The sequence below is a fragment of the Pseudomonas sp. Pseusp9 genome, assembly GCF_059491265.1.
Map to the genome: position 1 here is coordinate 5,958,677 of NZ_CP168500.1, position 14,303 is coordinate 5,972,979.

Here is a 14,303-nt window from a genome sequence, read left to right on the forward strand (position 1 = left end):
TAGGCAAGGGTTGAACCTGCGCTGACAGGTCCGGCGCCTTCGCGAGCAGGCTCGCTCCCACAATGATTACGCGAGCCCTTGTGGGAGCGGGCTTGCCCGCGAATGCAGGCACCACCGCCCCGACAGACACAACAAATCGTGTACAACTTTTGATATTTAACTGGAACAATCCAATGGTTTTTTGAGAACATCACCATCCCCGACGTGACCGCAATGCGTCATGGGGTCGCAGAACGACGTAATTAGTCTAATTTTCACAACCGCAATTCATCATGTAGTATGCCGCAGCGCGCACTACATAACGTTGGATCGATGTCTGCCGCAGGCACGTTCGCAACCCTGAAAGCCCTGTCAGCAAGGCCCCAAGCCGTTGATTGGTCCCAACCCAGCCGCCCGTCGCGGGCATGTACTGGTAGAGGGGTTTGTGGTTTAAATGGCCAAAGGCTTCATTGTTAAATTGAAGAGCTGAAAAGCGAAATAGCTGAGCAGAGTGAGGCAAGCAATGACTGAACACGTTCAAGTCGGTGGCCTGCAGGTCGCCAAAGTCCTGTTCGACTTCGTGAACAACGAAGCCATTCCCGGTACCGGCCTCACCGCCGATAAGTTCTGGGCCGGTGCCGACAAGGTCATCCATGACCTGGCGCCGAAGAACAAAGCCCTACTCGCCAAACGCGATGATTTCCAGGCTCGTATCGATGGCTGGCACCAATCCCGTGCCGGTCAGGCGCACGACGCCGTGGCCTATAAAGCCTTCCTGCAAGACATCGGTTATCTGCTGCCAGAAGCGGCCGATTTCCAGGCGACGACGCAAAACGTCGATGACGAAATCGCCCGCATGGCCGGCCCGCAACTCGTGGTGCCGGTGATGAACGCCCGCTTTGCGCTCAACGCTTCGAACGCCCGCTGGGGTTCGCTGTATGACGCGCTCTACGGCACCGACGCCATCAGCGAAGCTGGCGGCGCGGAAAAAGGCAAAGGCTACAACAAGGTACGCGGTGACAAGGTCATCGCCTTCGCCCGCGCCTTCCTCGACGAATCGGCGCCATTGGCAGCCGGCTCCCACGTCGATTCCACCGGCTACAAGATCGTCGATGGCAAACTGGTGGTCGCCCTCAAAGGCGGCAGCAACACCGGCCTGCGCAACGATGCGCAACTGATCGGCTTCCAGGGCGATGCCGCTGCACCGACTGCGATCCTGCTGAAAAACAATGGCCTGCATTTCGAAATCCAGGTCGACGCCAGCACCCCGGTCGGCCAGACCGATGCGGCCGGCGTCAAAGACATCCTGATGGAAGCCGCGCTGACCACCATCATGGACTGCGAAGACTCGGTCGCCGCCGTCGACGCTGATGACAAAGTGGTGATCTACCGCAACTGGCTCGGCCTGATGAAGGGCGATCTGTCCGAAAGCGTCGCCAAGGGCGGTCAGACCTTTACCCGCACCATGAACGCCGACCGCACCTACACCGCTGTCGATGGCAGTGAACTGAGCCTGCACGGTCGTTCGTTGCTGTTCGTGCGTAACGTCGGTCACCTGATGACCATCGACGCGATCCTCGACAAAAATGGCAATGAAGTGCCGGAAGGCATTCTCGACGGCCTGGTGACCTGCCTGTCGGCGATCCACAACCTCAACGGCAACAGCTCGCGCAAGAACAGCCGCACCGGCTCGGTCTATATCGTGAAGCCAAAGATGCACGGCCCCGAAGAAGCCGCGTTCACCAACGAGCTGTTCGGTCGCATCGAAGACGTGCTGGGCCTGCCACGCAACACCCTTAAAGTCGGGATCATGGACGAGGAGCGTCGTACCACGATCAACCTCAAGGCCTGCATCAAGGCGGCGAGCGAGCGCGTGGTGTTCATCAACACCGGTTTCCTCGACCGCACGGGCGATGAAATCCACACCTCCATGGAAGCAGGCGCCATGGTGCGCAAGGCGGACATGAAGGCGGAAAAATGGATCGGCGCCTACGAAAACTCCAACGTCGATATCGGTCTGAGCACCGGCCTGCAGGGTCGCGCGCAGATCGGTAAAGGCATGTGGGCCATGCCTGACCTGATGGCGGCGATGCTCGAACAGAAAATCGCCCACCCACTGGCCGGCGCCAACACCGCCTGGGTACCCTCGCCGACCGCTGCTGCGCTGCACGCGCTGCATTACCACAAGGTTGACGTGTTCGCCCGTCAGGCCGAACTGGCCAAACGTGCGCATGCTTCGGTGGACGACATCCTGACCATCCCGCTGGCGGTGAACCCGCAGTGGACCGCCGAACAGATCAAGAACGAACTGGACAACAACAGCCAGGGCATTCTCGGTTACGTGGTGCGCTGGATCGACCAGGGCGTCGGTTGTTCGAAGGTGCCGGACATCAACGACGTCGGCCTGATGGAAGACCGTGCAACGCTGCGTATTTCCAGCCAGCACATCGCCAACTGGCTGCGCCATGGCATCGTCACCGAAGACCAGGTCATGGAAAGCCTCAAGCGCATGGCGCCGGTGGTTGACCGTCAGAACGCCGGCGACGCGCTGTACCGTCCGCTGGCTCCGAACTTCGACGGCAACATCGCCTTCCAGGCGGCGGTCGAACTGGTGGTTGAAGGCACCAAACAGCCGAACGGCTACACCGAGCCGGTCCTGCACCGTCGTCGTCGCGAGTTCAAGGCTGCCAATGGCCTGTAACTGAGCGTTTACGCCGGACATGAAAAAGCCCTGATCGAAAAATCAGGGCTTTTTTGTTTGCGGATGCAATGCCCTTGTGGGAGCGAGCCTGCTCGCGAAAACGGTGAGTCAGCCAACGAATATCGCGAATGACACTACGCCTTCGCGAGCAGGCTCGCTCCCACAGGGGGGATGCGCAGGGCTACTAAGGCTTCATCCCAAGCTCACGCTTGACCAACTCAAGCAACTCCCCGGCATCGATCGGCTTGAGCAGAAAGTCCACAACGCTCAAATGCATCGCGGCGATCGCATCCTTCACGTCGGCGTCACCCGAGACAATGATGATCGGCAACGCCGCCCGAACCGACTCGCGTATCTGGCGGATCAGATCCAGCCCGTCTACATGGCCCATTCGCAGGTCGGTGATCATTAAACCGATCGAGGGCTTTTTGATCTCTGCCTCAGCCACCAGGATATTGAGTGCCGCTTCGCCACTGGCCGCCGTCATGCAGCGAATGCCCTCCAGCGCGAGGATCTCTGACAGCAGCTCCCGGGCGTCTTTATCGTCGTCGACGATCAGCACTCGTTGCGGCGGCAAGTCAGGTTCCAGCATGACGGCGCTGAGTAATTCTCGCTCGGCGTCGCTCAAAATATCGTGGTCGGACATGGCTTTCTCTACATGTTCAATTCAATTCCCTAGCACAGTGGTGAGACATCGCTAAGCAGACCATCAATGTGCACTTTGCTGAAAGCTTTTCCTATAGCAGGATAGAGCGATTTTTCTCTCTAATGCGTAAGGTTTTTCCGACATGCCGCCACGCTGATTGCCTACCTAGACTTACGTCCAATGGGCACCCTGGTCGCAGGGGTTGACCATGAGTGAGTCATCCGACAACAACAAATCCAAAAAAGACTGCGGTAATGGTTATGAGTAAAGCGGACGCCTTCACACAGGCAGGGAAAACCGCGGTGTTGCAGAACATCCAGGGCACGTTGCAATTTCTTCAGCGTTTCCCGCCCTTCAACCAGATGGAACACGCTCACCTGGCGTATCTGGTCGAGCAATGTCAGCTGCGTTTCTACGCCCCCGGCGAGAGCATCATCAAACCCGCCGACGGCCCGGTCGAGCATTTCTATGTCGTCAAGCAAGGCCGGGTCGTGGGCGAACGTGCGCATACGGCAAAAGGTGGCACCGAAACGGTCTTCGAAATCACCACCGGCGAATGTTTCCCCCTCGCGGCATTACTCGGTGAACGGGCGACCCGCACCGAGCACCTGGCCGGCGAGGACACCTTCTGCCTGCAACTGAACAAACCGGCGTTCATTCGCCTGTTTTCGCTATCGGATACCTTCCGCAACTTCGCCCTGCGCTGCGTCAGCAGCCTGCTGGATCAGGTCAACCAGCAAGTGCAGCAAAAAGCCGTGGAAACCCTCGGCACCCAATATTCACTCAATACCCGACTGGGCGAATTGGCCATGCGCCACCCGGTGACCTGCGCCCCGCAGACGCCGTTGCGCGAAGCCGTGACGCTGATGCACGAACAGCAGGTCGGCAGCATCGTGGTGGTCGATGAACTCAAGGCGCCACTGGGAATTTTCACCCTGCGCGACCTGCGTCAGACCGTGGCCGACGGCAGCAGTGACTTCAACGAAGCCATCGATGGGCACATGACCCGGGCGCCGTTTTTCCTGTCGCCGGATCACAGTGCTTTCGACGCGGCGATTGCCATGACCGAGCGTCACATCGCCCATGTCTGCCTGGTCAAGGACCAGCGTTTGTGCGGCGTGGTGTCCGAGCGTGATCTGTTTTCCCTGCAACGGGTCGATCTGGTGCACCTGGCCCGCACTATCCGCAATGCGCAGAAGGTGGAAAACCTGGTGGCGCTGCGGGGCGAAATCGGTCAACTGGTCGAGCGAATGCTGGCTCACGGCGCGTCTTCGACGCAGATCACCCACATCATCACCTTGCTCAACGACCACACCGTGTGCCGGGTGATCGAGCTGACTCTCGCCGAAAAAGGCGACCCCGGCGTGCCGTTCAGCTGGCTGTGTTTCGGCAGTGAAGGCCGCCGCGAGCAGACCCTGCACACCGATCAGGACAACGGCATTCTGTTTGAAGCCCGGGATGCGGCCCATGCCGCCGAAATTCGCGGCAAGTTGTTGCCCATTGCCCAGCAGATCAACCAGAGCCTGGCGCTGTGCGGCTTCACCTTGTGCAAGGGCAATATCATGGCCGGCAACCCGGAGCTGTGCCTGTCCCGGGCCGAATGGGCGCGACGCTTTGCAGCGTTTATCCGCGAGGCAACCCCGGAGAACCTGCTGGGCTCGAGTATCTATTTCGATTTGCGCGTGGTCTGGGGCAGCGAGCAAGGGTGCGAGCAGTTGCGTCGGAGCATTCTCGATCAAGTGGGCGACAACCGTTTGTTCCAGCGCATGATGGCCGAAAATGCGCTGCGCAATCGCCCACCCGTAGGGCGCTTCCGCGAGTTCGTGCTGACGCGCAAAAATGGCGAGAAAGCCGGCCTGGACCTGAAGATCCAGGGCTTGGCACCGTTTGTCGAAGGTGCCCGGTTGCTGGCCCTGGCTCACGGTATCGAAGCGAACAACACGCTGGAGCGTTTTCGCCAGCTGGTCGCCAGGGAGGTCATCGACCCTCTGGACGGCGCCGCGTACGAAGAGGCCTATCACTTCATCCAGCAAACCCGCATGCAGCAACATCAACTACAGACCCGGGAAAATCTTCCTTACTCGAACCGGGTCGATCCTGACAGCCTCAACCATCTGGACCGGCGCATCCTGCGCGAGTCCCTGCGCCAGGCACAACGCCTGCAAAGCAGCCTGACCTTGCGGTATCAGTTATGAGCCTGTTTTCCTGGTTGCGCCCGACGCCCCTCTCCTTGCCTGTCCATCTGCAACATCGGCTGGAACGCTTGCCAACTGCTGCCGACCTGGCGCAGTGCAGCCTGCGCGAGCAGCGCTGGGTGGTGCTCGATCTGGAAACCACCGGGTTGAACCTGAACAAGGACCGCGTGTTGTCCATCGGCGCCGTGGTGATCGAAGACGGGGCCATCGACTTTCGCCAGCAGTTCGAACGCACCCTGCAATACCCGGAGGTAAAACTCGGTCCCAGCGTGCTGATCCACGGTATTGGCCCCAGCGCCATTGCGGCAGGCAGCGATCCGGCAGAAGCGCTGCTCGACCTGATGGAGTACCTCGGTGACAGTCCGGTGCTGGCCTTCCACGCGCCGTTTGACCAGCACATGCTCGGCCGCGCGCTGAAAGATCATCTGGGTTTGAAGTTGCAGCATCCGTTTCTGGACGTGGCGGACATTGCCCCGCTGCTGTGCCCCCAGGCGCACATTCGCGAGGCGGGGCTGGACGATTGGATCGACTGGTTCAAGCTCGAAGTCTTCGAGCGACACCACGCCAGCGCCGATGCCCTGGCCACCGCCGAACTGATGCTGATCCTGTTCAGCCGCGCGCGGCAGCAACAGATTCATAGCCCGTTGAATTTGCAACAGCGCTTGAGTCAGTGGAAGCGCCGGCAGCAGGCGCCTTCCTTCTGACCTTCAGCGCCCCCCTGTAGGAGCGAGCTTGCTCCGGGCGGCGTTCCGACGATGGACGTCAACGATAACGAGGGAAGCCTGGCACCCCGCGGCGTTCTTGGGATCATCGCGAGCAAGCTCGCTCCTACAGGGGCCGTCGCCAAACTCCCACCCGACCAACGCCAATTGCTTACCTCCCCCGCCTCTGCCACAATCGCGAACTATTCTCGTTAGTTAATACTTCCCAATCGGTGATGCGGCGTGTCGTCAGTCCCAAGCCCTCAGAGTGAGCTCGTCGGTGCGTTGTATCGTGACCATCGCGGTTGGCTATTGGCCTGGCTTCGACGCAACGTCGCCTGTCCGCAGCGCGCCGAAGACCTGAGCCAGGACACGTTCGTGCGCTTGCTGGGTCGCGAGGAACTGAAGATCCCGCGCGAGCCACGGGCATTCCTGGTGGCGATCGCCAAGGGCCTGCTGTTCGATTATTTCCGCCGCGCCGCGCTGGAGCAGGCGTACCTCACCGAGTTGATGCGGGTTCCCGAAGCCGAGCAGCCGTCGGCGGAAGAACAGCAGATGATCCTCGAAGACCTGAAAAACATCGACCGTTTGCTCGGCACGCTTTCCAGCAAGGCCCGGGCGGCGTTTCTCTACAACCGTCTCGACGGCCTCGGCCACGCGCAAATCGCCGAGCGCCTCGGTGTGTCGGTACCGCGGGTGCGCCAGTATCTGGCCCAGGGCATTCGCCAGTGCTACATCGCGCTATATGGTGAGCCGACATGAATCCTCTCAGTTCCAAACCGGTATCGGCCAAGGTGCTGGACGCGGCGATTGCCTGGCAATTGTCCATGGATTCCGCCAATCCGGTGGAGCGCGAAGAGTTCGCCAAGTGGCATGCGGCCCACGAAGAACACGCCCGCGCCTGGCGCCAGCTGGGCATGCTCGACCAGCGTTTCAGCGTGGCCAGCGGCCCGGCCCGCACGGCCCTGCTGCAGTCGCGTGAAGGCATTCGTCGACGTGTACGCAAGCTCGGCAGCGGTGTAGCCAGCATCGTTGCGGTGATCGGCCTGGCGCTGTTCGCCGGGGAGCGTTATCTGCCGATCGACTATTGGCTGGCCGACCAGAGCACCGCCATTGGCGAGCAGCGCACTCTGCGCCTGGCTGATGGCACGCTGATCAATCTCAATACCCACAGTGCCCTGGATGTGCGCTTCGATGAAAAGCAGCGACGCATCGTGCTTCAGGAAGGCGAAATCCTGGTGGAAACCGGTCATGGCGATCCTCGGCCGTTCATCGTCGAAACCCGCGAAGGCAGCATGCGCGCGCTGGGTACCCGGTTTCTGGTCAAGCGCGAAGAAGAAGGCACGCGCCTGAGCGTGTTGCAGTCGGCGGTGGCGGTTCACCCTGAGTCCTACCCGAACGAACAGATCCTGCACGAAGGCCAGCAGGTGCTGATCCGCAACAACAGCCTGGGCCCGGTCATGGCGATCAATTTCGGTGCAGATGCCTGGACCCGCGGCATGCTGGTGGTAGACAACACGCGGCTGGAAGATCTGGTACATGAAATCGGCCGCTATCGAACCGGTTACGTCGGCGTCGCACCGGAAGTGGCCGACCTGCGCATCACCGGCAGCTTCCCGCTACGCGACACCGATCTGGCGCTCAATGCTCTGCTGCCGACCCTGCCGGTGCAGATCGAACAGCACACGCAATGGTGGGTGAAGGTCGTGGCCAAGGCCGATACCAAGCCCTGAAAATCTTTATGTCTGCTCGCGATGGCGGCGATCGACTCCCCACAAAAACCGGTTTGACCCAATCCCAGCCGCAACCGACTTCTGAATCGAAATTATTTTCATCCAGCCCTATCACTTTTCAATTCTCGTTCGGCACACAGGCAATTGAGAAATATTTCCATTCAGGAGCCGCTGTATGCCCCGTTCGCTAGACACCTTGTTGCGCCCCGGTTTGCTGGCGCTCGCCATTGCCTTTTGCACCCCTTTGGCCAGCAGCCCACTGTTCGCCGCAGAACAGGCTTCCAGCGTTCGCGCCTACAACCTGCCGGCCGCTCCGTTGGCCAACACCCTGAACCAGATCGCCAGCCAGGCCGGTTTGGCCTTGTCGCTGAATCCGTCGCTGGCGGCGGGCAAGACCTCGGCACCCGTCAATGGCCAGTTCGACGCAGCCGGTGCGCTGCGTGAAGCCTTGCGTGGTACCGGCCTGCAACTGGAACAAAGCAGTGCGGGCACCTACAGCCTGGTGGCCGTGCCCGAGGGTGTAATGGACTTGCCGGCCACCAGCGTGATTGGCGTGGAAGACTCTGAAAGCGCCTGGGGTTCGGCGCAGGGCTATACGGCCAAGCGCACCGCCGCCGGTACCAAGACCGACACCGCGCTGGTCGAAGCACCGCGCTCGATTTCGGTCGTCACTCGCCAACAGATGGACGACCGCAACGTGCACACCCTCGATGATGCCGTGCGCTACTTGCCAGGCATCACCGCCAGCAGCTTCGGCAGCGACACCCGTTCCGACTGGTTGCGCGTGCGTGGTTTCGAACCGACTCAATTCCTCGACGGCCTGCCGCTGCCAAAAGGTGTGTACGCCAACCCGAAACAGGAAACCTGGAACCTCGACCGCCTGGCGCTGCTGCGCGGCCCGGCCTCGTCCGTATACGGCCAGACCCCGCCGGGCGGCCTGCTGGACATGGTCAGCCGTCGCCCAAGCGCTGAAGCCAGCAGCGAGATCCAGTTGCAGTACGGCAGCGACAACCATCGCCAGATCAACTTCGCCAGCACCGGCAAGATCGACGACGAAGGCCAGTTCCTGTACAGCCTCAGCGGCGTACTGCGCGACGGTGGCACGCCAATCGACCACATCGATGACAAGCGCTACAACATTGCGCCAAGCCTGACCTGGAACATCGACGACGACACCCGATTCACCCTGCTCACCCAGTTCACCCGCGACGATACCGGTATCACCAGTCAGTTCTATCCGATCCAGGGCACCAAGATCGACATGCCGTTCGGCGAGATTTCCCATCACAAGAACCTGGGTGATCCGAACTACGACTTCTACGACCGCACCTACTACGCGCTGGGTTACGCCTTCGAACATCGCCTGAACGATGTCTGGCAGTTCCGGCAGAACCTGCGCTACACCAAGTCGGAGCTGTCGTTCCAGGCCGTGACCGTCAACAGCTACAACCCTGACTTTGCCGACCTCGGGTTTGTCGTCGACGATCAAGGCAACACCGGCCGTGGCACCACCAACGTCGACGAAGACATCGCCCAGTTCGCCGTGGACAACAACTTCCAGGGCGACTTCGTCACCGGCGACGTCAGCCACACCTTGCTGATTGGCCTGGACCACCAGCGCAATACCACCAACTACCTGTCGATCTTCGGTACCGCGCCGGGCATCAACGTCAACAATCCGATCTATGGCTTGCCGATCGAGCGTCCGGCACGCTCCACGGCCTTCTATGACTACGAACAGAAAACCCAGCAGACTGGCCTGTACATCCAGGACCAGATGGCCCTCGACCAATGGCGCCTGACCCTCGGTGGTCGTGAAGACTGGGTCCACACCGGTACCACGTTCTTCAACAAGGGCGATGCCACCAACACCGAGCGCGACAAGAACTTCAGCGGCAACGCGGCGATCAGCTACGTGTTCGACTCGGGCTTCGTGCCTTACCTGTCCTACGCCGAATCGTTCCAGCCGACCAGCAATGCCGCCGCCTCGCCGACCGACTCGTTCAAGCCGACCGAAGGCAAACAGTGGGAACTGGGCATCAAATACCAGCCACCGGGCAGCAACACCCTGCTGACGGCGGCGGTGTATGACCTGACCCAGAAAAACGTTTCCGTCACCAACAACGTGGGCAACATCACGGTCACCAGCCAGACCGGCGAAGTGAAAGTCAAAGGACTGGAGCTGGAAGCCGTCTCCGACGTGACCGAAAACCTCAAGGTCACCGCTGCCTACACCCTGGCCAAATCCGAAGTGCAAGACGGCATCTACAAGGGCAATCGCCTGCAACTGATGCCTAACCAGCAAGCGTCGGTGTGGGGTGACTACACCTGGTACAACGGCGTGCTGGACGGCTTCGGCATCGGCGCCGGCGCACGCTACACCGGCAACACCTACGGCGACCAGGCCAATACCTGGCTGGGCAAGGCCGGCGCCTACACGGTGTTCGACGCGGTGGTTCACTACGACCTCGGTCGTCTGGACAACAGCCTCAAAGGCGCTTCGCTGGCCGTTAACGCGACCAACCTGTTCGACAAGGACTACATCTCCACTTGCGACAGCTTCTACTGCTACTACGGCGACCAGCGCAGTGTCGTCGCGAGTGCCACGTACAAGTGGTAACGCCTTGAGCTGACACGCCCAACGACCAGGCCGTCCTTCGTGGACGGCTTTGGTTTTTCTGAAGGCCATGACATGAAAAGTAAAACAATTCGCCGCTGGTCCGCTGTCCATACCTGGACCAGCCTGGTTTGTACGGTGTTCCTGTTGCTGCTGGCACTGACCGGCCTGCCGTTGATCTTTCACCACGAGATCGACCACCTGCTGGGTAATGCACCCGAAGTGAAGGCAATGCCGGCGGACACCCCACGCCTGAATTTGCAGCAACTGGCAGAGGCGGCCGAGCGGCATCGCCCCGGTGAAGTCATGCAGTACTTCGGCTTCGAGGACGATGAGCCCAACGCGGTACTGACCATCATGGCCGCGACCGCCGGCACCGAGCCGAACTCGTCCCACACCTTCATGCTCGATGCCCGTACCGGCGAAGCGCTGGAAACGCCATCGGCCAACGGTGGCTTCATGCTGACCGTGCTGCGTCTGCACGTGGACATGTTCGCCGGCTTGCCGGGCAAGTTGCTGCTGGCGTTCATGGGGATTCTATTCGTTGTGGCGATCGTTTCCGGTACGGTGCTGTACTTGCCGTTCATGCGCCGCCTGAAGTTCGCCACTGTGCGCCAGGACAAATCCACGCGCCTGCGCTGGCTCGACCTGCATAACCTGATCGGCGTAGTGACGTTGACCTGGGCCCTGGTGGTCGGCGTGACGGGTGTGATCAGTGCCTGCGCCGACCTGATCATTGCCGCCTGGCGCAACGACAGCCTGAGCGCGATGGTCGCGCCGTACCGCGACGCACCGCCCCTGACGCAATTGGCACCGGCCACCCGCCTGCTCGACATCGCCGAGGAGGTTGCGCCGGGCATGCAGCCGGACTTCATCGCCTTTCCCGGCACGCGGTTTTCCAGCGAACACCATTACGCGGTGTTCATGAAAGGCAGCACGCACCTGACTTCACACCTGCTGACACCCGTGCTGATCGACGCCAGCACCCTGCAAGTCACCGCCGTGGCCGAACGACCGTGGTACATGGACGCCATGGGCATGTCGCAGCCGCTGCACTTCGGTGACTACGGTGGCATGCCGATGAAACTCCTCTGGGCGACCCTGGATGTGCTGACCATCATCGTGCTCGGCAGCGGGGTGTACCTGTGGGTGGTGCGGCGCAAGGCTGCCAGGCCAGAGCTGGAAAAAGCGGAGAGCGTGGCATGAAGCCCCGACAGTCGAATTTCTGGAAAGTGTTCAGCACCCCGATCGTCATCGCCCTGTTCAGCGCGGCAGGGTTGTTTGCCGCGTTGCTCGGGGATGGCGTGTGGGATTCGCTGAGCTGGCTTGGCTTGGGCATCCCCGCCGCTGTTGCCCTGCGGGGCCTCCTGCAACGCAGCCGATTCCTGTAGGAGCGAGCCTGCTCGCGATGCACCTGAGAACGCCTCGGGGTGTCAGGGCGCCAGCGTCATCGTTGGCGACCATCGCGAGCAGGCTCGCTCCTACAGAGTCCAAGCGCTATGCTGCCCGACACTGCCACCGACCGAGACGCTGCCATGTCCGCCCCGAGCATGACCCTGTACCACAACCCGCTCTCTCCCTTCGTTCGCAAAGTCATGGTGCTGCTGCACGAAACCGGTCAACAGAACCGCGTGGCGCTGCAAAACTGCGTGCTCACCCCGGTCAACCCGGACCCGGCCCTGATCGAAGACAACCCCCTGAGTAAAATCCCGGCGCTGCGCCTGGCCGATGGCAATGTCATCCATGACAGCCGGGTCATCTTCGACTACCTCGATCAGCAGCACGTCGGCAATCCGCTGATCCCCCGCGAAGGCTCGGCCCGCTGGCGGCGCCTGACCCTCGCTTCGCTGGCCGACGGGATCATGGACGCAGCCGTGCTGGTGCGCTACGAAGTCGCCCTGCGCGCCCCGGAGAAACACTGGGACGAATGGCTCGACGGTCAGCGCGACAAGATCCGCCGTGCCTTGGCGCTACTGGAAAAGGATGCGATTGCCGAGCTGACCTGCCATTTCGATGTGGCGGCGATCAGCGTGGCCTGTGCACTGGGTTACCTGGACCTGCGCCATCCGGATCTGGATTGGCGTGATTCCAATCCACAGCTGGCGGCGTGGTATTTCGAGGTGAGTCAGCGGCCTTCGATGATTGCGACGATGCCGAAGGTTTAAGCCTTCAAAAGATCAGCAATCCGGCTTGTCGGCCGTAAACCGCCGAGCCGGGTTCACCGCCGCCCCAAACTCACGCAAGGCCTTGGCACCAATCAGCAACGGATAGTTGAAGCTGCTGCGGTCGGTGAGGTTGACCTCGACCGTGCGCTTGACGTTGCCCAGGCACAATTCCAGATCAACCACCGGCCGCTTGGTGGGGGCTGCCGTTTCGTCATCCTCCTCTTCGGAACGGGTCTTGATCTTGCTGATGCGCGCGATCTTGTGTTCGTAGACCTGATTGCCCGCATCCTTGGTGCCGAGGCGGAAACGCACCCAGTCTTCGCCATCACGCTTGAAGGTTTCGATGTCCTTGGCCGACAGCGACGCGGTCAGGGCGCCGGTGTCCATTTTCGCCTTTAGGACCTGTCCGCCGATTTCCGGCAGGGCGATGTATTCGTAACGCCCATAGAGGGTGGGTTCGGCGGCCAAGACCGGCAGGGCGATGAGGGAGAGCACTGCAAGGAGGGATTTCACGTGATGAGCTTCCATGAGAGTGAACAGCGGGAATTTAGACCGTCGTTCGCTTGATCGTTCCCGTAAGGTTACCGGCCCAAAGGTGAAACATTCGTCACCGCCGATTTGGCCTGCTGCCCGAAGCTGCTTATCATGGCGCGCCCAACCGCTTCCACGAGTGACTTATGCGCCGCCTGCTCACCGGCTGTTTCGTGACCCTGCTGCTTCTGCTCAACACCCTGCTCCTGATCGGGCCGTTGATGGTGTTTGCCCTGCTCAAACTGGTCCTGTCCGGTCGTTTTCGCGATTACGCCTCATGGTCGGTGATGTGGATTGCCGAGACCTGGTCCGAGATCGACAAGCTGATCTTCCGCCTGTGCATCCCCACCCAATGGGACATCCGCGGCGGTGACGATCTGCGTCGTGACACCTCATACCTGGTGATCAGCAACCATCAATCCTGGGTCGACATTCCGGCGCTGATCCAGACGCTGAACCGGCGTACACCGTTCTTCAAGTTCTTCCTCAAGAAAGAACTGATCTGGGTGCCCTTCCTGGGCCTGGCGTGGTGGGCGCTGGATTACCCGTTCATGAAGCGCTACAGCAAGGCGTTCCTGGCCAGGCACCCGGAACTGGCGGGCAAGGATCTGGAGATCACCAAACAGGCGTGCGAGTTGTTCAAGCGCCAACCGGTGACGGTGGTCAATTATCTGGAAGGCACGCGCTTCACGGCGGCCAAACGTGCCCGGCAACAGTCACCGTTCGATCACCTGCTCAAGCCCAAGGCTGGCGGGGTGGCCTTTGTGCTGGCGGCGATGGGCGAACAGCTGGACGCGATCCTCGATGTGACGGTGGTTTACCCGCAGCAGAACATTCCGGGGTTCTGGGACTTGATCAGCGGCAATGTGCCAAGGGTCATCATCGATATCCAGACCCGCGAACTCGACCCCGCGCTGTGGCAGGGCGATTACGAAAACGATCCGCTGTTTCGCGAAAAAACCCAGAACTGGGTCAACCAGCTCTGGATCGAGAAAGACCGGCGCATCGACGCCTTGCGCGCCGGGCGCCGCTGAA

Annotated in this window: 12 protein-coding genes; 10 read left to right on the plus strand and 2 right to left on the minus strand. The window is 60.9% G+C overall.

The features are described 5' to 3' along the window. Positions 1-502 precede the first annotated feature (502 nt). Positions 503-2,680: a malate synthase G gene (locus ACEN8E_RS27220; protein ID WP_495590532.1), complete on the plus strand. Its 2,178-nt coding sequence runs from the start codon at positions 503-505 to the stop codon at positions 2,678-2,680. 184 nt (positions 2,681-2,864) lie between these two features. Here the strand turns inward: ACEN8E_RS27220 and ACEN8E_RS27225 are convergent, their stop codons facing one another. Next, positions 2,865-3,326 (minus strand): response regulator, encoded by a 462-nt coding sequence (locus ACEN8E_RS27225; RefSeq protein WP_495590533.1) that lies wholly within the window; start codon positions 3,324-3,326, stop codon positions 2,865-2,867. A gap of 254 nt (positions 3,327-3,580) precedes the next feature. Here ACEN8E_RS27225 and ACEN8E_RS27230 point away from each other — a divergent pair, with 254 nt between their 5' ends. The 8 genes from ACEN8E_RS27230 (at position 3,581) to ACEN8E_RS27265 (ending at position 12,737) form a co-directional block, all read left to right on the plus strand. Continuing rightward, a complete protein-coding gene (locus tag ACEN8E_RS27230; RefSeq protein ID WP_495590534.1) occupies positions 3,581-5,521 on the plus strand; it encodes a putative nucleotidyltransferase substrate binding domain-containing protein in 1,941 nt (646 codons plus the stop codon). Next, positions 5,518-6,225, plus strand: a complete 708-nt coding sequence (locus tag ACEN8E_RS27235) for a 3'-5' exonuclease (RefSeq protein ID WP_495590535.1) — start codon at positions 5,518-5,520, stop codon at positions 6,223-6,225. The genes ACEN8E_RS27230 and ACEN8E_RS27235 overlap by 4 nt, the downstream gene beginning before the upstream one ends. A gap of 240 nt (positions 6,226-6,465) precedes the next feature. Then, positions 6,466-6,984, plus strand: coding sequence for an RNA polymerase sigma factor (locus tag ACEN8E_RS27240; protein ID WP_495590536.1), 519 nt, complete (start codon positions 6,466-6,468; stop codon positions 6,982-6,984). After that, positions 6,981-7,955 (plus strand): FecR domain-containing protein, encoded by a 975-nt coding sequence (locus ACEN8E_RS27245; RefSeq protein ID WP_495590537.1) that lies wholly within the window; start codon positions 6,981-6,983, stop codon positions 7,953-7,955. The genes ACEN8E_RS27240 and ACEN8E_RS27245 overlap by 4 nt, the downstream gene beginning before the upstream one ends. A gap of 175 nt (positions 7,956-8,130) precedes the next feature. Beyond that, complete coding sequence (locus ACEN8E_RS27250) at positions 8,131-10,575, plus strand: TonB-dependent siderophore receptor (protein WP_495590538.1); 2,445 nt, start codon at positions 8,131-8,133, stop codon at positions 10,573-10,575. A 72-nt stretch (positions 10,576-10,647) separates the two neighbouring features. Next, a complete protein-coding gene (locus ACEN8E_RS27255) occupies positions 10,648-11,778 on the plus strand; it encodes a PepSY-associated TM helix domain-containing protein (protein ID WP_495590539.1) in 1,131 nt (376 codons plus the stop codon). After that, positions 11,775-11,963 carry a hypothetical protein gene (locus ACEN8E_RS27260; protein ID WP_495590540.1) on the plus strand — a complete coding sequence of 63 codons (189 nt, stop codon included), beginning with the start codon at positions 11,775-11,777 and terminating at the stop codon, positions 11,961-11,963. Before ACEN8E_RS27255 ends, ACEN8E_RS27260 begins: the two co-directional genes overlap by 4 nt. Positions 11,964-12,107: 144 nt before the next feature. Next, positions 12,108-12,737, plus strand: coding sequence for a glutathione S-transferase (locus tag ACEN8E_RS27265; protein ID WP_495590541.1), 630 nt, complete (start codon positions 12,108-12,110; stop codon positions 12,735-12,737). A gap of 12 nt (positions 12,738-12,749) precedes the next feature. On the opposite strand, the gene rloA2 is transcribed toward ACEN8E_RS27265, so the two are convergent. After that, entirely contained in the window at positions 12,750-13,250 is a 501-nt protein-coding gene (gene rloA2 / locus ACEN8E_RS27270; RefSeq protein ID WP_495590542.1) for a retropepsin-like aspartic peptidase RloA2, read from the minus strand. Between the two features lie 164 nt (positions 13,251-13,414). Here rloA2 and yihG point away from each other — a divergent pair, with 164 nt between their 5' ends. Continuing rightward, complete coding sequence (yihG, locus tag ACEN8E_RS27275) at positions 13,415-14,302, plus strand: 1-acylglycerol-3-phosphate O-acyltransferase, YihG family (RefSeq protein ID WP_495590543.1); 888 nt, start codon at positions 13,415-13,417, stop codon at positions 14,300-14,302. Position 14,303: the final 1 nt, after the last annotated feature.

What these genes read in the sequence shown, in the direction of transcription:
- yihG (WP_495590543.1), top strand. Translation starts at nt 13,415, where the DNA reads ATGCGCCGCCTGCTCACCGGCTGTTTCGTGACCCTGCTGCTTCTGCTC.
- ACEN8E_RS27245 (WP_495590537.1), top strand. Translation starts at nt 6,981, where the DNA reads ATGAATCCTCTCAGTTCCAAACCGGTATCGGCCAAGGTGCTGGACGCG.
- ACEN8E_RS27265 (WP_495590541.1), top strand. Translation starts at nt 12,108, where the DNA reads ATGTCCGCCCCGAGCATGACCCTGTACCACAACCCGCTCTCTCCCTTC.
- ACEN8E_RS27220 (WP_495590532.1), top strand. Translation starts at nt 503, where the DNA reads ATGACTGAACACGTTCAAGTCGGTGGCCTGCAGGTCGCCAAAGTCCTG.
- ACEN8E_RS27255 (WP_495590539.1), top strand. Translation starts at nt 10,648, where the DNA reads ATGAAAAGTAAAACAATTCGCCGCTGGTCCGCTGTCCATACCTGGACC.
- ACEN8E_RS27250 (WP_495590538.1), top strand. Translation starts at nt 8,131, where the DNA reads ATGCCCCGTTCGCTAGACACCTTGTTGCGCCCCGGTTTGCTGGCGCTC.
- ACEN8E_RS27260 (WP_495590540.1), top strand. Translation starts at nt 11,775, where the DNA reads ATGAAGCCCCGACAGTCGAATTTCTGGAAAGTGTTCAGCACCCCGATC.
- ACEN8E_RS27235 (WP_495590535.1), top strand. Translation starts at nt 5,518, where the DNA reads ATGAGCCTGTTTTCCTGGTTGCGCCCGACGCCCCTCTCCTTGCCTGTC.
- ACEN8E_RS27230 (WP_495590534.1), top strand. Translation starts at nt 3,581, where the DNA reads ATGGTTATGAGTAAAGCGGACGCCTTCACACAGGCAGGGAAAACCGCG.
- ACEN8E_RS27225 (WP_495590533.1), bottom strand. Translation starts at nt 3,326, where the DNA reads ATGTCCGACCACGATATTTTGAGCGACGCCGAGCGAGAATTACTCAGC.